The sequence below is a fragment of the Bacillus sp. 22475 genome (assembly GCF_052044835.1).
In the GTDB taxonomy this organism is placed as follows: domain Bacteria; phylum Bacillota; class Bacilli; order Bacillales; family Bacillaceae_G; genus Bacillus_A; species Bacillus_A cereus.
Genome location: NZ_JBQENW010000037.1, coordinates 18985 through 37420, shown reverse-complemented (window position 1 = coordinate 37420; position 18436 = coordinate 18985). Strand labels below are relative to the sequence as shown.

Genomic DNA, 18436 nt, shown 5'->3' with positions numbered 1-18436 from the left:
AGTATCTATCACTCATTCTTTTACAATAGTTATAAGCGAATCTTGCAGCACCAGCATGGTTTCTAAGCACTTTTTCTTGTTCAGGCGTTGGAATCAGTCTAACTTTCTTCGCCAATATCATCAGAATGTAACTCCTTTAATGAAAGATTTGTTCTTCTGAATCGTAGCGTGTTCCACCAGCATTCTCCTGAGACTACTCGGATGCAAACCTGTTAATTCTGATACTTGACTAACTCGTAAAAATTTCATTATTATTCTTACCTCATTGAATCTAACATAGCACATACGTTCGATGCATTCGATGAGGTTTAATAGATTTAATTATATTTATCTCGTTCAACTAAGGGCGCAATTCCTTAGCCAGTTCTCTTATGAACTTCTCATGTTTTCACATGAGCGCAGACTATATGTTTATCTCTTTAGAGATAGAGGATTTTTCCATCACCATAGGCTTGTGATGTACTCTCGTCAGTTATACGAGATAGTCGTTGAACGTTCATCTTATCACTTTTGACTTAGATGATTCGAGGCGGAAGACCCATTGTTCTAGTGTTTAGGGTTTAACCTTGCACCATCTGATTGATTTTTTCTGCTTTCGCGACATTCACGCTCGCTATTTCTAGCCACGTTGTAGTTCAATCAGCTTTAGGGATTGCCCGCAGTTAACCCTCACTACTAGCCAATCACTTGACTAGCAGGGCTTACTGATATATTTAATTAACTTTCGTTATAATTGGTTAAATAAATCGTAACAGTTAGTTACCCCTTACTTTATAAAAAAAGAGGGCGAATACCCTCTTTTTTATACGTCATAATTCACTACATAATGCTGCATTTCTGTATTGTAGTAGCCTTCGCTATATTCAATTACTTCGCCAACTTCATCATAAGAATAGCGCATACGTTTTAATAACGCTGTTCCCTCTTTTTCACCTAGCGCTTCTGCAACGAAATTAGGTGCAAGCCCAACCGCGAATTCATCTCTGAAGTTTTCTAAATGTATACCTCGGTCTTCAACTAAATCATAAAGCGATTGTAAATCAAAGTCCGATAAATCTGTACTTGCCATTCGAGCTGAGAAATAGTGCGTATAATGAATGTACGGCGTATCATTTAACATATATAGGCGCTCGATACGGAAACTCTCTTTCCCGAATAATCGAAATGGCACTGTTCCTTCTTCATTATGAACGACTTCTGCTTTTAGCAATTTCTTCTGTACCTTATATCCTTCTTCCACTAACACTTCTGTAAATTTCTTACCCTTTGACAGTTTTGTCGCAGAAGTATTACGAATCACTTTCGTTCCTTTGCCGCTCTTCTTTTCCAAATATCCTTCTTGAGCGAGTTCTTTAATCGCATTACGCACTGTAATCTTACTAACTTTGAACTCTTCTTCTAATTGCGGTTCGGAAGGAATATTCGTATGAATCGCATATACACCATGCAATATTCGATCACGAATAATATTTTTTATTTGCAAATATAATGGTCCTTTTTTTCTCGTTACGTTCACCGTTACACCCACTACCTTTCTACATCACCTACTGATGCCGTCATTGCCCGAAGTATATCCTTCTCTGATGACATTGGCGTATCACCGACGATTGTATGTGCAAGCATTCCAGCTGCTGACGCAAATGAAACAGCTTTCTCTGGTGCAAACTCTTTTATCTCGCCATGAATAATTCCGCTCGTATAAGCATCTCCAGCACCTATTCTATCATATACAGAAAACGTAAGTGTTTTTGCAAAAGTGAACGAACCATCTTTACATATAAACCCGCGAAGCGAATGTGTATTATCACTGTTAATAGAGCGATGAGTACCAGCGATTGTAGCGATATGATACGTTTCAGCTACCTTTGGAATAAGATCAACAAGTTGCGCCTCTCGCTCCGTTTCTTCGGTTTTCATTCCTAAAACAAACATCGCATCTTTTTCATTCATCATAACGATATTAGCAAGTCCTAGCATTTCTTCATAATGCGGTTTTGCCTGTTCATATCCGTCTTCTCCCCAAAGTGAGGGACGATAATTACAATCAAAAACGACGGTTCCTCCGTTTTCTTTAACTGCTCTCGCTAAAGATTTCATATGATGACGCACCGTATCATTCATCGCAAGTGTAATACCGCAAAAATGAACGATATCAATTTCCTTTGCGATTTCTTCAAATTGATACATTTCTTCACATGCCGTATTGAAGCTACTTTCTAATCGATTCGAATATGTAACGCGGCTTGCACGTGCACCGAATCCATTTTCTAAAAAATACATACCTACATATTTACCGCCTCTTGAAACAAGAGAAGTTTGAATCCCTAACTTTTGAATGTAAGATACAGCTGCATCTCCAACCGAATTTTCCGGTAAAGTTGAAATAAGAAGCCCTTCATGCCCTAAGTGAGAAAGTGCCGCTACAACGTTCACACCTGTACCTGAAAATGAGTAATTTAACGTGTTAGCTTGCGACAACAATTCATATCCAGGTACTTGCAGGCGCATCATTACTTCGCCGAACGCTGCAATTTTCTTACGCATATTGATCAACTAGCTTCTTCACGACTGCTAATAATTCACGCACATCTTCTACTTTCGTGTTACCAGTTTCTTTATCAATAATAGAAGAGTACACGTGCGGGATAACTTGCTCTACATTTGCCTCTAGCGCAATACGTACAATTGTTTCGAAGTTTTCTTTATCAATTCCGCCTGTTGGCTCTAATGCAAATCCTTCTTCCGCACATGCTTTCGCAACTGCGCGATATTCTTCTTCATGAGCTAAACCTTTCATCGGGAAGTACTTCAATGAATTTCCGCCCATATCATGTACAAGTGCGATCGCTGTTTTAATTGGAACGATTGCTTTTTCTTCTCCAGCCGCACTAATTGGGCCAGTAGAAATATTTACGTAACCTACTTTTCCTGTTGGTGATACTAAACTATTAATCCAGCTATCTTTTTCGCCGAGATTTGCACGCGTTGCTCCAACTGAAGGGAACACTTGGTTAATATGGCTACCAGGATAATGCTTCGCAATTTCAGCTACAACTGCTGCTTGGCGATTATCTCCTGCGCCTAGTCCGATTGATACAGCGTCATCAATTTCTTTTCCGTATGCTTTCATAGCTGTAACAGCTTCTTCTACTGTTGGGTAGTCTTTTGATAACACTCCCACTACTACATAACCTTCTGCTGCTTCAAAAATATCTTTTGCATTTTCTATATTGTTTGCTAATACATTCAATGCTACGCGGCCTTTATAAAAACGTTTTTGAATGTTTGTCATTTTAGTTTCCCCCTACGATTTCTCTCAATTTTTCTTCAATCACATGTATGTCATCACCTTGAAGTGGACGTGGATCAATATCAAAGAATCCTTGTCTTACTCCGTAATCACGTGTATAAATAGCGATTTCCCCTTCGCGTAATGCAGTCACAACATCTCTTGCTGATTTGTTTAACTCTTTCTCGTTAATATGAATACGAGCTCTAAAGATTGCTCTTCCAGCTTCATCTTGAACGATCGTTACATTTACACCATTTAATTCTTTTAGCGGCATAAGTACTTGTAGCAATTCTTTTTCTTGCTCGCTCTTATCTTCTTTTACTCCATACTCATCAAGCGCTTGAAGTAAGCCAAAAGTCGTCTCTTTCCCAACTTTCATACTTCTTCCGATGCAATGTAATTGCACTTTCAGCCACTCAATATATTTTCGTTTCCCACCAACAATACCAGAAGTAGGTCCTTCAATTGCCTTTGAACCGCTATAAATAGCAAGATCTGAATACTTCACATATTTTTGAATGTCTTCTTCAGCTGCTGCATCAACGATAAGTGGTACGTTATTTCGCTGCGCTACTTCCCATGCTTCTTCAACAGAAATCATATTTTTTTGCACTGCATGATGTGATTTCACATAAAGAATTGCTGCTGTATTTTCGCCAATCGCATCTTCAATATGTTCTGCTTTCCCTTCATTTGCGTAGCCAACTTCAACGAGTTTTCCTCCGCCTAAGTAAATCATCGTTTCAACAGGAGCACCGTATTGAACGTTATGGCCTTTTAACATAATCACTTCGTTTTTCGCGATTACTTCTTGGTGAAGTCTTTCACTTTTACGGCGATTTCCTTCTGTAACGATACCAGCGATAGAAAGCGCAATTCCGCTCGATGCTGAATTCACAACGACCGCTGCCTCTGAATCTAGAATTCTCGCAATATGGTCTCCTGCTTTATCTACTAAATCAGCAATTTCCACATAATTTTGTCCACCATGTTTCATCGCATCCATTACCGTATCTGTAGGAGCAGATACACCTAAAATACTCATTCTACCGCTCGCATTAATTACTCTTTTTAATCCGTACTTAGCATTCAATGAATGACCCATTAATTACAACCCCTTTCGTATCAATTCTTTTTTCAGCAATGCGCTGATCCCCTTCTGAATCAATTAACGTAACCTTCTCATCTTTAACCGTAAATAAAGTTAAGTTTGCAATATCCCCTTCTTGAATACGGCCAAGCTCTGGTTTCTTAAGCCACTCTGCCGCATTTTTCGTAACCGCATCAATCACTTCTTCTAGCGGATAACCTAAGTAAAGGAATTTTGAAAGAACGTGAGCCATACTATACACTGGACCATGTATACGATTCTTTCGGTAAATATCTGTACTAATTGTATGAAAGGCAATATCGTGACGCTTCGCCGCTTCTGCTACTTTAAAAGAAAAGCTAGCATTACCGTGACCAACATCTAAATGCACGCCGCGATTCACCGCATCTAACAACACAGGTAGCGGTTTCCCTTCTTCATCAAATAAATTATTTTCTTTCCCGTTTAAATAATGTGTAATCACATCATCTTTTTCTAAAAGAGGTACAACTTCCTCTATACGGGGAGGCGCTGAACCGATATGTACCATAATCGGTAATGATGTTTCTCGAGATAAAGCGCGCGCTACATGCAGCGGTTCAATTCCACTATCACAAACGACACTTTTACTCATTCTCGCCTTTAACCCAACGATTACATCTTTATACTTTTCTACTGCTTCTATCGCTTTCTCTTTATCTATCCATTCCATATTGGATAATTCATCAATTCGTTTCAAACCGATGCGAGAAATATTTAAAAAGGCAAATAAATTTGTCTTTGCCTGCTCTCTACTTTTTACTAAATCTGCAATGCGATCAGCACCGCAACTACCCGCATCAACAATTGTCGTTACCCCTTGCTTAACGCCAATTTCATCCACCTCATCGCCATACGGATCAAACTCTGGAAAAGCATGAACGTGTAAATCAATCCAACCACTCGATACGTAAGTACCAGAGTAATCAAGAACCTTTCCACCCTCGCCAGCACCAGCTTTCGTCACCTGTGCGATTTTGTTATTTTCAATTACAATGTCAATCTCTTCCCCGTTCACACGTTTCACATTACGTAGTACGAATCGTTCTGTCATTGTATTTCCACCCTTTTCTATAAGAAGCCATAAGAATACGCTTACATTAAAGTTTCATTTTATATCTCTTTCACACGTTTAGCGTAACACAAAAAAAGGGAGAAGTAAATATAACGTTATAATGTTTAAAAGCAAATAAAAAGATGCTCCTACAAAATGCTAATAGTATAGGAAATTATATCAACGATTTTTTGAATATATCTATCATAACTTACAATATATCAACGATTCGACAAGGAATATCGATTTACCGACAAAAAACGTCAATTCCTTTCTTATATAAGAAAAGGCTGTCCCAAATGGCACAGCCTTTTTCTCTATTCCTGAACCGTCACAATAACCCCATCCATATTGTTCCCGGAAATTTCATACTGCTTGTTTGCTGGAACGTTCACTTTCATATTCTCAGAAACTTTATAATAAGAAACAGTATATTTCTTACCTTCTACTTCAGTTGAAATCTCTTTTTCCTCTTTTAAAAACTCTAAATATTCCTCTAGTGTGAAATTCTTTTTTTGCATAATTGCGCTATGAGGTAGGCCGACATAACGTATATGCCATGGCTCATATTGAATGCCTGTAATGTTACTTTTATTTTTCGGATAACGTAATACAAAGCCATGCTTCCATACGTTCTCTTCAATCCATTTTCCTTCAGGCGCTTTCTCCATTTTTTTTTGAGTAGACCCAACGTCCAGTGATAATCCTAAATTATGTTCACTGTATCCTGCTGGAAGCGCGTAATCAGATCCCATTTTTTCATATAGCTGTTTTTGCTCTTGGAAATCTCTATAACCACTACTAATCAAAAAATGGTTAACACTTTCTTTTCCAGCCGCATCGACAACGTTCAAAAACTTTTTCACAACATCCTTTGATAAACGAAGATTTCTATCAAATATTACATAGCCTCTCACTAATTCACTATTATGATTTACATTTATAATATCAGACCTAATACTATCTTTTTTTACTGGATAATCCCTATTAACTAATAATAAATCGCCCTTATAAATTTGTTCCTTCGTAATCTCTTTCCTCTCATTGTTTGCCGCCTTTACTAGCTCATCTTTTCCGACAATTTTAACATCGATTTCCTTTTGAAATAACGGTGATATATAAACGCCTACACATACTGTGCATGCTATAAAAAAAGAAATAAATACCCACTTTTTCATTTCTAGTTCCTCCTTAACGTAACTTACGTATAGAATAGAAAAAACTATTAAAATAAAAAGTGGGGTAAAGTTTAAATTTTTATTAAATTGTTACATTCTCGTCTTTTGGCAATCGTACTTCAAATATCGTTCTAACTACATTGCTCTCAGCAGAAATCGTACCGTTATGTTGCTCGACAATATTTTTCGCAATAAATAGTCCAAGGCCTGTCCCGCCACGGTTCTCAGTTCTTGCTTTATCACCTGTATAGAACATATCAAAAAGATACGGTAAATCTTCTTCCGGGATGCTATCTCCGTAATTCATAATTTGTACGACAACTTCTCCATTATCAACATACCCATTCATATCAACAAATTGTCCATCATACCCGTAACGAACGGCATTTGTTAACAAGTTTTCAAATACTCTAGCTAACAATTTTCCATCACCGTGCATCGGTAAATGAGGAGCCACGTTCAATCTAGCTTCTAAATGATGTTTTTCTAATAACGGATACAATTCCTCCTCTAACTGTATAAGCAACTCACTTATATCAATCGGCTTTTTATCCAGCTTTAGCATGCCATAATTCATACGTGTAATTTCAAATAACTCATCGATTAAACTTTCCAGTCTTTGTGATTTTGTATATGCAATTGTGGAGAAATGTTTAATTTGTTCTTTTGTTAAATTTTCATCTTTAAGAATTAAATCTAAATATCCTAACACGGATGTTAACGGTGTTCTTAAATCATGAGCTAAATTCACAACGAGCTGATCTTTACTACTTTCAGCAAAATCTCCTCTTTCAACAGCTTCTTTTAACTTTTCACTTGCAACATTTATTTCACGCGCGATATTTCCAAACTCATCATTTGATGAAACTTGAACTTTATTCGTAAAGTTACCGTTCGCAAGATGATGAATCCCATTAGAAATTTCATCAAAGTATTTTAAATACGGTTTTGTCAAAAAGAAGAAAAAGATAATAGATAACGGAATAAAGAAAATTAAAAAGAAGTTAATGTCTCCAAATTCCCTTACCATTGACCTAAATTGTGCTAAAGGCTCTTCGTAGCGAACCATCTTTTTATAATACAGCTGCAATCCTTTATAAATTATATAAGTTACAGTTGCTGCAAGCACCATACTTAACGCAAATAAGGCAATCATTTTAAATCGAAAACTTTTCATCATATTAGCCATTGAAAGTATACCCTACTCCCCACACTGTTTTTATTAATTTATCCTTTCTTTTATCTTCTCCAAGTTTCTTCCGCAAAGTCCGAATATGTACCATTACTGTATTTCCACCTTCATAATAATCGTCTGCCCATACGTGCTGAAAAATATTTTCCACATTGTAAACTTTCTTCGGATGACTCGCTAATAAATATAAAATATCAAACTCTTTCGGCGTTAATTCAATTTGCTCACCATACACATCAACCGTCCTGCGCTCGGGATTAATTACGACTCCGCCTATTTCTAAAGCAGATTTACTCTCCGCTACTTTCGGTTGATTTAACGTAAAAAACCTACGCAGTTGTGCATTTACACGTGCAACTAATTCTATTGGTGTGAAAGGCTTCGTCATATAATCATCCGCACCTAGTACAAGACCTGTCACCTTATCAAAGTCCGAAGTTTTCGCGCTTAAAAAAATAATCGGCATATGATGTTTCGCGCGAATTTGACGCGTCACCTCATAACCATCCATTTTCGGCATCATAATATCTAAAACTACCAAGTCGATTGACTGCGTTTCAATAATATGAACCGCCTCTTCCCCATCCGCTGCTTTCACAACATGGTACCCTTCTTTTTCTAAATGTATCTCAATTAAATCAGCAATTTCCGCCTCATCATCAGCGATTAAAATTGAAATGCGTTTCATTTTACTCCCCCTTTTTCATTCCATTTTTATACGCTCGATTGTAAACTAGTCTATCCAATTTGTACAATACAAAAAGGCTACTCGTTAAAGTAACCTTTGTAAATAAAATTATATCAGCGATTATTGAAATATATCGACTTACCGACAATGAACGACAAAATCCTCTCGCTACTTGCGGGCAGCCTAAGGAAACTCCCCTTCACCGCTCAAAAACAATTCGCTGCTTCGTGATTTCCGCCAGCCTTCCGCGATCTACTTCATACTCAGCATCAACGCTTTGCGGCACCATCACTTTCCCGCCCTCAAGCGTCACTTCCGGCCAAATAATATCCTTCTCCCAATGTCTACTAGAAGCGGATATATCTCCTGGAATCGTAAAGTTAGGCAATGACGCAAGAGCAACATTTTGCGCTCGTGAAATCCCCATCTCCACCATACCACCGCACCAAACGGGTATGTTATGTTCCATGCAATAATTATGAATTTGAACCGACTCTGTTAATCCGCCCACTCGCCCTGGCTTAATGTTAACGATGCGGCAACTACCAAGCGTAATCGCAACGCGTGCGTCTTCTAAACCATGAATACTTTCATCTAAACAAATCGGCGTTTCAATTTTCTTTTGCAACTCCGCGTGATCAAGAAAATCGTAATCCGCTAACGGTTGTTCAATCATCATTAATTGGAATTCATCTAGTCGTTTCAGCCTCTCCGTATCCGCTAATGTATATGCTGAATTTGCATCAGCCATTAGCGGGATATGCGGAAACTCTTTTCGAATTTCTTTTAATAACTCATAATCATGCTCTGGCTTTATTTTCACTTTAAAACGCTCGTATCCTTCTTCCGCGTACTTCTCGATTTGTTTTAACATAACTGGAATCGTATTAAGGCCAATTACAACGCCGACTTCAATTTCATGACTAGTTCCGCCAAGTACTGTCGCTAGCGATTTCTTTTGACGCTTCGCATATAAATCCCAAACAGCCCCCTCTATTCCGGCTTTTGCCATTCGGTTTCTTTTTATATGTTGAAATAGACCCGGTACCTCATTCGGATGAGAAATTTCAGCCTTTAATAAATCAGGTATTAAAAAGTCTTGCAGTACATGCAGCGCTGTCTTCACCGTTTCTTCCGTATACCACGGTTCAGAGAATGCAACGACTTCCCCAAATCCGATGTACCCGTCCGTATCCTCTAATTCAATAACGATACTCTCACGCTTTTCGTAAGTCCCGTAGCTTGCAGCAAACGGGATTACGAGTGGCATTTCCGTTATATACAGTGTCGCTTTTTTTATTTCCACCTACATCTCCTCCACTAATTGTCTTAACTCTCGTCTTAACAATTTTTTCGAAGCGTTACGTGGTAATTCCTCTAAGAAACATGCTTTCTTCGGCACTTTATATTTCGCTAATTTCTCCTCGCAAAAATGAAGAATTTCTTCTTCTGTTACCGCCCCGCTTTTCACAACAAAAGCAGCTGGTACTTGTCCCCATTTATCGTCAGCCATGCCGACAACACCAGCTTCCGCTACTGCCGGATGAGAAAGCAACACTTCTTCAATTTGAGCTGGATATATATTCTCTCCGCCAGAAATAATTAAATCACTGCGGCGATCTAATACGTATAAAAACCCTTCTTCGTCTAAATAACCGAGGTCGCCAGTATGAAGCCATCCGTTTTGAATAGTCTCTCGCGTCGCATCTTCACGGTTAAAGTAACCGCCTGTTACGTTCGGTCCTTTTACTACAATCTCACCTTCCGCAAATGGTGGCACTACTACGCCATCTTTTTCAATACGAAGTTGGCACTGAAATAGTGGTTTTCCAGCTGATCCTACTTTCGTTAACATGTAATCTGCGGATAACGTACAAATTTGCGAAGATGTTTCTGTCATACCGTACGTTTGATATACAGGAATTCCTTTTTCTACACATGCTTCTAATAGTGGTTTTGGCGCTGGTCCTCCGCCAAGTAACATGCATCGTAAAGAAGGTGGATATGTCTCTGCCCCAAGTCGCTCTAATAAATCAGTTAACATTTTAGAAACGACAGAAATAATTGTTACTCCTCTCGTTTGAAGTGCTTTATGAATAAAATCAGCATCATATTTCGGAACAAGTAAAATACGCATGCCGTACATAATGTTTTTCATTAAAAGAGATAGCCCGCCAACATGGAACATCGGCATGCAGGCTAACCAACAATCATCATCACGAAGTCCTAAATTAAGCGACGAACCGACTGCGCTTGCCCAATGATTGCCGTACGTTAAAATAACGCCTTTCGGTTTGCCTGTCGTCCCAGACGTATAAATAATTGTCATCGCTTCTTCTAAAGAAAACTCTTCTTGTATAGAGGCTTCCTCTTTTGGTCCATTCATCACTTCGGCGAATGAATAAACAGGAACATCTTTAGCATCAAAATCTTGATCCGTTACTAAACAAACAACTTCAGCATCATCCATTTGCCAAAGTAGCTCTTCTCTTGAAAGACGCGTATTTAAAAGCACAGCTACTGCACCTATATAAGATAGGGCGTGAATAACTGTAATCATCTCCATACCATTTTTCATCAGAACAGCCACCTTTTGTCCACGCTTCACCCCTACATGCGTAAGGTGTTCACAAACAGATACTACTTTTTCATGCAGCTCCATAAAAGTAACTTTCTCTTCCTCTATTTCAATTGCAGTGCGATCTGGTGTTAAAAATGCACGTTGCATTAACCAATTTGGCATCGTCTCCATCATTCATTCTCCTTTCATGAAAGAAAGAGACTTGATATGATATCAAGTCTCTTAGTTGTTTTGTTTCCGGTTTGACCTTATCCAGCTGCAGTGGCTAGAACAGTCGGTCGTTTCACGCCTTCCTACGAGGCAAAAAGCGCCTCTACGTCAGGAGTTCCAACGCCCTCTTGTTCTAAGCGAGCCGCTTCCGCTTTTAAAACATCCAGCTACAGCAGCTAGAATGTTCGGTGGCTTCACTTCTTCCTACGAGGCAAAAAGCGCCTCTACGTCAGAAGCTCCATCCCCCTCACATTCTGAACGAGCTGCTTCCGCTTTTATCACGGGAAACGAGGGAATTGACCGAAGTCCGGACTGCGTTTTTCTTTGAATGCGTCGCGACCTTCTTTTGCTTCGTCAGTTGTGTAGTACAATAACGTTGCATCTCCAGCTAGTTGTTGAATACCAGCTAGACCGTCTGTGTCTGCGTTGAATGCAGCTTTTAGGAAACGAAGTGCCATTGGGCTGTTTGCTAAAATTTCTTGTGCCCATTGTACTGTTTCTGCTTCAAGCTCTTCTAATGGTACTACAGTGTTTACTAAGCCCATATCAAGTGCTTCTTGTGCACTATATTGACGGCATAGGTACCAAATTTCGCGAGCTTTCTTGTGGCCTACCATACGAGCTAAGTAACCAGCTCCGTATCCACCGTCAAAGCTTCCTACTTTAGGACCTGTTTGTCCGAATACAGCGTTGTCTGCAGCGATTGTTAAGTCACATACGATATGAAGTACGTGTCCACCGCCGATTGCATAACCTGCTACCATTGCGATAACTGGTTTAGGAATTGCGCGAATTAGACGTTGTAAGTCTAATACGTTTAAACGAGGGATTTGGTCGTCACCTACATATCCACCATGACCGCGAACTTTTTGGTCGCCGCCAGAACAGAATGCACGTCCACCTTCACCTGTTAAAATGATAACGCCAACATTTGCATCATCACGAGCTTGTGCAAAAGCATCGATTAACTCCATTACCGTTTTTGGACGGAATGCGTTATGTACTTCAGGACGGTTAATCGAAATCTTTGCGATACCATTGTATGTTGAATAAATAATATCTTCGTAATTGCCTTCTTTTACCCATTCAATAGCCATTACAACTACCTCCTTGTATATTTCTGATTTCACCTATAAGTGTGGCTTCCTTCTTGCTGAAAAAAGTATCACTGCATAGTTTTTAGAAATCCCTTTACTATTGTATCAAACTTTTCCGGTTGTTCCACATGAATTGCATGGCCAGCACCATGAATTTTGACAAATTTCGCATCAGACACGCATTTTTCGATGTTTTTTAATATGCGGAAGAACTTTTCATCATATTCTCCGTTCATTAAAAGAACAGGTATTTTTAAGTTTTTCAGCTCATCCCACCATGAAGGCTGAGCCCCAGTTCCCATGCCGCGCAAGCTATTTGCGAGCCCTTTTGGGTTGTTAGCAAGCCTCTCTTTTTGTACCGCTTCTTGTACGTTTTTTACTAAACGTTTTTGCGTTTCAAAAAGCGGAATTTTTTCCCATATGGATACAAAACTTTCTATGCCTTCTCGCTCAATTTTATCGGCAAGTCGATCATCTTTTTCACGACGTTCTTTTCTATCTGCTTCGTTTTCGAGCCCAGCTGTACAGTTTTCTAATAAAAGAGAGTGTACATAATCTGGATATAGACATGCCATCGTAATCGCCAATCTACCGCCCATTGAATAGCCAAGTATATGTACTTTTTCAATATGAAGATAATCTAATAGTTCTTTCATTTGCAACGCCACATTTCGGATGTCATAATGCTCAACATCTTCAGGACTCTCGGTCTTTCCGTGCCCAACAAGATCCACTACAATAATTTGAAACTGCTCACTCCATGAAGGGATAAAAGAACGCCACGTTTCCATGCTTCCCGTAAAACCATGAAGAAGTAGAAGTGGTTCCCCGCTTCCGACTACTTCATATTCATACGATACACCTTGCAGCGTTACTTTCATTTTGATTCACCCTGTAAAGATGTAGTAATTACGTCCATCGTTTTTGCCCATAATGTACGGTGCAGTGTTAAGTTCTCATCACGATTCGTACAAATTTCCACAACGTGTAAACCTTCCGCCCTTGTTCCCTTTTGTACCTCTTCTCGGAATTGCTCCCAACCATTTACACGACTAAATGAACCACCGTACATTTTGACAACGTGCTCATAATCAAGTCCAATTGGTGTTCCAAATAATGATTCAAAATGTTCCTTTTTCTCATATTGTGGTAAGAATGAGAAAATACCCCCGCCATCATTATTTACAACGACAATTGTTATGTTTAATTCATGTAATCTCGCTGCTAATAGCCCATTTAAATCGTGATAAAATGATAAATCACCAATCACTAATACAAGCGGATCGCAAATAATGCTCGCTCCTAAAGCTGTCGAAATGATTCCATCAATACCATTTACGCCACGGTTTGCCATCACATGGATGTTTTTATCCGATGTGAAGAAGAATGAGTCTGTATCACGAATCGGCATACTATTGCTCGCAAATAACGTTGCATCTTCTGGTAATACGCGCACAATATCTGTAATAACCTTTCCTTCAAATGCAGTTTCATATGTTTCTATTTCACGAAGCGTTTCCTTCGTTTTTTCGTTTATATGTTGCCACATTACGAACCAATCATTCTTCTTCATAACTGGCATTTTTTCTATTACTGCCTTGCAGAATTCAATGTCACTTGCTTGCACAACTTCTGTCGCAACAAGAGCTGGATCTCTCCATTGTCCTGATTCATCGACAACGATATGAACTGCTTTCGTTTGTTTTTTTATGAACTGCGTTAATGATTTAGAAATAGGCATACCACCAAAGCGAATTAACACGTCCGGTTTCCATTTTTCTTTTAACTGCTCATTTCGTAAAAATGTATCATAACAGTCAATTACCATCGTTTTATCGTGGTGTCCGCTACGAATATTAGAAAGTGGGTCTGCTAATATTGGATATCCCGTTTTTTCAGCTAGTTGCGTTGCAAATATTGCAATTTCTGAATGACTATCATCTCCACAAATAATAAGCCCCTTTTCCATACCTGAAAGGCGCCCTACAAGAGAATCTACATATTCACTCGGCATCACCGCGTTCCCTCGCTGAACTACTCCTGTATATTCCCCGCGTCCTTTATCCCATAAACTTTCTAATGAAAAGTCCGGGATAAGCGGTTCACGAACTGGAAAATTAAGATGAACAGGTCCTTGCGGCGCTAAACAAGCATTTGCTATCATGCGCTGCGTCGTCATACGAGCGTAATGATACATCGCTTCACTCGCTTCTGGCAGTGCCATCTCTGTAAATTGTTTCACAAAAGTACCGTATAAATTAAATTGATTCATTGCTTGTGGTGCACCCACATCTCTTAATTCATGCGGTCTATCCGCTGTTAAGACGATAAGCGGGACCCTTGAATGAAAAGCTTCACATACAGCTGGATAGTAATTAGCTGCTGCTGTTCCTGACGTACATAATAATGCTACTGGGCGTTTTTTCGCTTTCGCAATACCGAGCGCGAAAAATCCAGCTGATCTTTCATCTACATGTAAATATGTGTTCATTCCTTCGTGTTGTTCCATTAGTAAAGCAATCGGCGTTGACCGTGAGCCTGGACTAATGACAACATCACATACATCTAGACGCGTCAGTTCATCCACGAACGCGCCTAAATAATATGATAATGCTTCTATATGATTGTTCATTTCATTAATTCCTCCAAAGCACCAAGCATCGGTCTAAACTTCAAACTTGTTTCTTCATATTCAAGCTGCGGGATTGAATCAATTACAATACCACAACCGGCAAATAAGGATGCTTTCTCGCCGTTTAATAATCCGCAGCGCAGCGCAACCGCAAATTCACCATTTCCTTCATCATCTATCCAGCCAATCGGTGCACCATACAACCCTCTGTCTAACAATTCAACATCACGGATCAGTTTCATCGCTTCCAAACGAGGTGTCCCGCCAAGAGCTGGTGTTGGATGTAATTCTTCTACCATTGTTAAAAGACTCGCATCGCCTTTTGCTTCTACAGGCGTATATAAGTGAATTAAGTTTTTCGTTGTTAATAAACCTGGGCTTTCCGGAATATTAACGTATTCGCAATGTTCATTTAGTACCGAGCGGATCATGTTAACAACATAACCATGTTCAGCTAAATTCTTTTCATCATGAAGAAGCGCATTACTATTTCGTTCACTTTCTTCTATAGAATGACCATGACCGATTGAACCAGCAAGACACATCGATGTAAATTTCTCATCTTCTTTGCGAATTAATCTCTCAGGCGTCGCTCCTAAGAAGCATGCTCCTTTATAATCAAAAGAAAATACGTAACAATCCGGTTGACCAATGCGAAGTGCTTCTAAAACAAGAGCAGAATCAATCGAATGATTCATCTCTACTTTAAGTTCCCTCGCCAATACAACCTTCTGCACGTTACCCTGCTTCATCTCGTCTTGTACTTTTTCAATTGCTTTCATCCAGCCTTTCGGATCCACTTCTACTTTAGAAATAACAGTTAATTTCGATCCGTTTAGCGCACATTTACTCTCCCCAAAAATTTTCTCTTCTAAAGAAATCATTTCGTTATAAAGAGTTTCTGCACAATCTGTTGCTGCAACAAATGTATTCATCGTTAACCATGCTTTTTCATTTTTTACAGTTAATAAAAATGCTGGTAGTGAAAATGTCGTATCTTTAAATTCTTTCCATAGGTCCGTTTTCTCTTTTTCTGGATCAAATGAAAAACCACCAAATAAAAGCGGACCCGTTCCAAATTCATATTCATCTCTTTGGACAAATGCATTCTCTTTTACTTTCTCCCACTCGTCACGAGCGGTTTGAAAGCGCTTATGAGAAGAATTTGCTATAGTGAAAACAGAGCCAATTCCTGCAAATATTACATGCTGAGCCGGGTCTGCAAAATAACATCTATTTTCGAATGAAATCCTTTTTCCTGCTGCATAGAACAGAAGCGGATCCACCCAGTCTATTTGTTTTACAAAACTAACTAATGTTTTTTCGTTAGTTGCACGCTTGATAGCTGCAATAAGAACTTCTTGCAAGCCTTTTTGTTTCGTTTGAATCACAATTGTCTCCCCCCTATGGGCGAAAAATAGTCATAATTACGCTTGATTTTAAGATACACCTCAAACGAAAGGCCTGTCAACGTTTAGCATTTCTGAGAAATTCACCTTCTCTTCCTAGAAAATAAACGTTGACACTAAATGATGCTTTTTCTACACTTAGTTGTGTACAATATGTGACCAAAGGAGGATTCAACATGGAAATGAACGTCAAAACGAATTCCTCTCCTACGGCGCCAAAGCCAAGTAAGCAAACAGGCTGGCGCATCTGGTGGAGTTTACTACGTCCCCATACATTAACAGCCGCTTTCGTACCTGTTTTCATCGGAACAGCATATTCGATGCAGGTCGGAGGTATAAATCAAATACATCTTCCTCTTTTCCTTATGATGCTTCTTGCTTGTCTTCTCATTCAAGCAGCAACAAACATGTTTAATGAATACTTTGATTATAAAAGAGGACTCGATCACGAAGGTTCAGTTGGTATTGGCGGCGCTATCGTTCGCGATGGCATTCAGCCAAAAACAGTGCTTAACTTAGCATTTGGATTTTTCGGCATCGCAATACTATTAGGTGTGTATATTTGTATGAATTCTAGCTGGTGGCTTGCTGCAATCGGTCTTATTTGTATGGCCGTTGCTTACCTGTATACAGGTGGCCCATTTCCAATTGCATATACACCATTTGGAGAGTTGACAGCCGGATTATTTATGGGTGTCATTATTATTGGCATTTCATTCTTTATTCAAACTGGCACTGTAACATCAGAAGTCATTTTACTATCTATTCCAAGCTCCATTTTAATTGGTGCCATTTTACTAGCTAATAATATTCGTGACTTGGATGGCGATAAAGAAAACGGTCGTAAAACGTTAGCAATTCTCGTTGGACGTGAAAGAGCTGTTGGTGTACTTGCTTCGATGTTCATCGTTTCCTACATTTGGACAATTGCTTTAATTATCGTGGGCATCGTATCACCATGGATGCTTATCGTATTTTTAAGTGCACCGAAAGCATTTAAAGCGACGAAAGGCTTTATCGGCAAAAGCATTCCAATGGAAATGGTACCTGCGATGATTGCAACAGCAAAAACAAATACAATCTTCGGTTTCCTAATGGGAATCGGATTATTACTTGGATACTTTCTATAAAAGGAGCTGCTTATGCGGCTCCTTTTTCATATCTGAAATTCATCTCATAATTCCTACTCTCAACGCTCATACTATGTAAAGAAACTGAATTGTAGGAAGGTGGACGACTATGTTAACTCCACAACAAATAGGTCAATTTAAATCCATTTTAGAAAAACAAAAACAAGAACTGGAACAAACGATACAAACTCATGAAAATACAGATCGTGCTTCTGAACGCGATTCAGTAGGAGAACTGTCTAGCTATGACAACCATCCAGGTGATATGGCTACAGAGCTATATGAACGGGAAAAAGACTTCGGGCTTATTGAACTTTGGCATAAACAGCTTGAGGAGACGAAACATGCCCTACAAAAAATAGAAGCGGGTACGTACGGCATTTGCGAAGTGTCTGGCGAAGAAATTCCATTTGAAAGATTGGAAGCAATGCCGACTGCTACAACATGCATCCAGCACGCGACAAATAAGTTAAATATGAATACACGACCAGTTGAAGAAAAAGTGTTGTCTCCTTCTTTCCACAAGCATGATGAGGACCATTCTGTTGAGTACGATGCGGAAGATGCGTGGCAAGATGTCGCAAATTACGGAACATCTGAAACGCCGTCTGATTTAGAAAGACAAGATTCAAAAAACTATAATGGCATGTATGTAAATAGTGAAGAAAACGTAGGCTACGTGGAGGATTTTGAAAACTTTATCGGTACGGATATGTACGGGAAAAACCCACAAGTTTTCGCTACAGAAGAGCATGAAGAATATGAACAAATGCTTGATGATTTTGAAGAACTTACCTTCAAAGGTGAATTATCTTCAAATGAATCTAGTTCCAAAGAATAAAAA

The 18436-nt window shown here is 39.1% G+C and carries 17 protein-coding genes; 2 read left to right on the top strand and 15 right to left on the bottom strand.

What is annotated here, in order from left to right; all coding sequences use genetic code 11:
• The 15 genes from ACTJJY_RS28900 to ACTJJY_RS28830 form a co-directional block, all read right to left on the bottom strand.
• The coding region (locus tag ACTJJY_RS28900; RefSeq protein ID WP_000599313.1) for a helix-turn-helix domain-containing protein at positions 1–121 on the bottom strand (121 nt) is incomplete at its 3' end.
• Positions 122–802: 681 nt separating this feature from the next.
• Positions 803–1528, bottom strand: coding sequence for a GntR family transcriptional regulator (locus ACTJJY_RS28895; RefSeq protein ID WP_440607188.1), 726 nt, complete (start codon positions 1526–1528; stop codon positions 803–805).
• Positions 1528–2544 (bottom strand): sugar kinase, encoded by a 1017-nt coding sequence (locus ACTJJY_RS28890; RefSeq protein ID WP_440607187.1) that lies wholly within the window; start codon positions 2542–2544, stop codon positions 1528–1530. The genes ACTJJY_RS28895 and ACTJJY_RS28890 overlap by 1 nt, the downstream gene beginning before the upstream one ends.
• On the bottom strand, positions 2537–3292 hold the full coding sequence (gene dagF, locus ACTJJY_RS28885; RefSeq protein ID WP_440607186.1) for a 2-dehydro-3-deoxy-phosphogluconate aldolase: 756 nt from the start codon (positions 3290–3292) through the stop codon (positions 2537–2539). Before dagF ends, ACTJJY_RS28890 begins: the two co-directional genes overlap by 8 nt.
• Position 3293: 1 nt before the next feature.
• A complete protein-coding gene (locus ACTJJY_RS28880; protein ID WP_000510109.1) occupies positions 3294–4397 on the bottom strand; it encodes a DgaE family pyridoxal phosphate-dependent ammonia lyase in 1104 nt (367 codons plus the stop codon).
• Entirely contained in the window at positions 4375–5475 is a 1101-nt protein-coding gene (locus ACTJJY_RS28875; protein ID WP_440607185.1) for an amidohydrolase/deacetylase family metallohydrolase, read from the bottom strand. The genes ACTJJY_RS28880 and ACTJJY_RS28875 overlap by 23 nt, the downstream gene beginning before the upstream one ends.
• A gap of 317 nt (positions 5476–5792) precedes the next feature.
• Positions 5793–6653, bottom strand: coding sequence for a M15 family metallopeptidase (locus tag ACTJJY_RS28870; RefSeq protein ID WP_440607184.1), 861 nt, complete (start codon positions 6651–6653; stop codon positions 5793–5795).
• Between the two features lie 82 nt (positions 6654–6735).
• Entirely contained in the window at positions 6736–7842 is a 1107-nt protein-coding gene (locus ACTJJY_RS28865) for a sensor histidine kinase (protein WP_440607183.1), read from the bottom strand.
• Positions 7835–8533, bottom strand: a complete 699-nt coding sequence (locus ACTJJY_RS28860; protein ID WP_440607182.1) for a response regulator transcription factor — start codon at positions 8531–8533, stop codon at positions 7835–7837. Before ACTJJY_RS28860 ends, ACTJJY_RS28865 begins: the two co-directional genes overlap by 8 nt.
• 199 nt (positions 8534–8732) lie before the next feature.
• Entirely contained in the window at positions 8733–9839 is a 1107-nt protein-coding gene (gene menC / locus ACTJJY_RS28855; RefSeq protein ID WP_440607181.1) for an o-succinylbenzoate synthase, read from the bottom strand.
• Positions 9840–11285, bottom strand: coding sequence for an o-succinylbenzoate--CoA ligase (locus ACTJJY_RS28850; protein WP_440607180.1), 1446 nt, complete (start codon positions 11283–11285; stop codon positions 9840–9842).
• Between the two features lie 317 nt (positions 11286–11602).
• Positions 11603–12421, bottom strand: coding sequence for a 1,4-dihydroxy-2-naphthoyl-CoA synthase (menB, locus tag ACTJJY_RS28845; RefSeq protein WP_000963885.1), 819 nt, complete (start codon positions 12419–12421; stop codon positions 11603–11605).
• A 68-nt stretch (positions 12422–12489) separates the two neighbouring features.
• A complete protein-coding gene (gene menH, locus ACTJJY_RS28840) occupies positions 12490–13302 on the bottom strand; it encodes a 2-succinyl-6-hydroxy-2,4-cyclohexadiene-1-carboxylate synthase (protein ID WP_440607179.1) in 813 nt (270 codons plus the stop codon).
• Positions 13299–15053 carry a 2-succinyl-5-enolpyruvyl-6-hydroxy-3-cyclohexene-1-carboxylic-acid synthase gene (gene menD, locus ACTJJY_RS28835; protein WP_440607178.1) on the bottom strand — a complete coding sequence of 585 codons (1755 nt, stop codon included), beginning with the start codon at positions 15051–15053 and terminating at the stop codon, positions 13299–13301. Before menD ends, menH begins: the two co-directional genes overlap by 4 nt.
• Complete coding sequence (locus tag ACTJJY_RS28830) at positions 15050–16444, bottom strand: isochorismate synthase (RefSeq protein WP_440607177.1); 1395 nt, start codon at positions 16442–16444, stop codon at positions 15050–15052. The genes menD and ACTJJY_RS28830 overlap by 4 nt, the downstream gene beginning before the upstream one ends.
• Before the next feature lie 194 nt (positions 16445–16638).
• Here ACTJJY_RS28830 and ACTJJY_RS28825 point away from each other — a divergent pair, with 194 nt between their 5' ends.
• Entirely contained in the window at positions 16639–17592 is a 954-nt protein-coding gene (locus ACTJJY_RS28825) for a 1,4-dihydroxy-2-naphthoate polyprenyltransferase (RefSeq protein WP_440607176.1), read from the top strand.
• A 109-nt stretch (positions 17593–17701) separates the two neighbouring features.
• Positions 17702–18433, top strand: coding sequence for a yteA family sporulation protein (locus ACTJJY_RS28820; RefSeq protein WP_440607175.1), 732 nt, complete (start codon positions 17702–17704; stop codon positions 18431–18433).
• The last annotated feature ends 3 nt before the right edge of the window (positions 18434–18436 follow it).

What these genes read in the sequence shown, in the direction of transcription:
- ACTJJY_RS28865 (WP_440607183.1), bottom strand. Translation starts at nt 7,842, where the DNA reads ATGGCTAATATGATGAAAAGTTTTCGATTTAAAATGATTGCCTTATTT.
- ACTJJY_RS28820 (WP_440607175.1), top strand. Translation starts at nt 17,702, where the DNA reads ATGTTAACTCCACAACAAATAGGTCAATTTAAATCCATTTTAGAAAAA.
- menD (WP_440607178.1), bottom strand. Translation starts at nt 15,053, where the DNA reads ATGAACAATCATATAGAAGCATTATCATATTATTTAGGCGCGTTCGTG.
- ACTJJY_RS28860 (WP_440607182.1), bottom strand. Translation starts at nt 8,533, where the DNA reads ATGAAACGCATTTCAATTTTAATCGCTGATGATGAGGCGGAAATTGCT.
- dagF (WP_440607186.1), bottom strand. Translation starts at nt 3,292, where the DNA reads ATGACAAACATTCAAAAACGTTTTTATAAAGGCCGCGTAGCATTGAAT.
- ACTJJY_RS28880 (WP_000510109.1), bottom strand. Translation starts at nt 4,397, where the DNA reads ATGGGTCATTCATTGAATGCTAAGTACGGATTAAAAAGAGTAATTAAT.
- menB (WP_000963885.1), bottom strand. Translation starts at nt 12,421, where the DNA reads ATGGCTATTGAATGGGTAAAAGAAGGCAATTACGAAGATATTATTTAT.
- ACTJJY_RS28870 (WP_440607184.1), bottom strand. Translation starts at nt 6,653, where the DNA reads ATGAAAAAGTGGGTATTTATTTCTTTTTTTATAGCATGCACAGTATGT.
- ACTJJY_RS28850 (WP_440607180.1), bottom strand. Translation starts at nt 11,285, where the DNA reads ATGGAGACGATGCCAAATTGGTTAATGCAACGTGCATTTTTAACACCA.
- ACTJJY_RS28875 (WP_440607185.1), bottom strand. Translation starts at nt 5,475, where the DNA reads ATGACAGAACGATTCGTACTACGTAATGTGAAACGTGTGAACGGGGAA.
- ACTJJY_RS28825 (WP_440607176.1), top strand. Translation starts at nt 16,639, where the DNA reads ATGGAAATGAACGTCAAAACGAATTCCTCTCCTACGGCGCCAAAGCCA.
- menH (WP_440607179.1), bottom strand. Translation starts at nt 13,302, where the DNA reads ATGAAAGTAACGCTGCAAGGTGTATCGTATGAATATGAAGTAGTCGGA.
- ACTJJY_RS28890 (WP_440607187.1), bottom strand. Translation starts at nt 2,544, where the DNA reads ATGCGTAAGAAAATTGCAGCGTTCGGCGAAGTAATGATGCGCCTGCAA.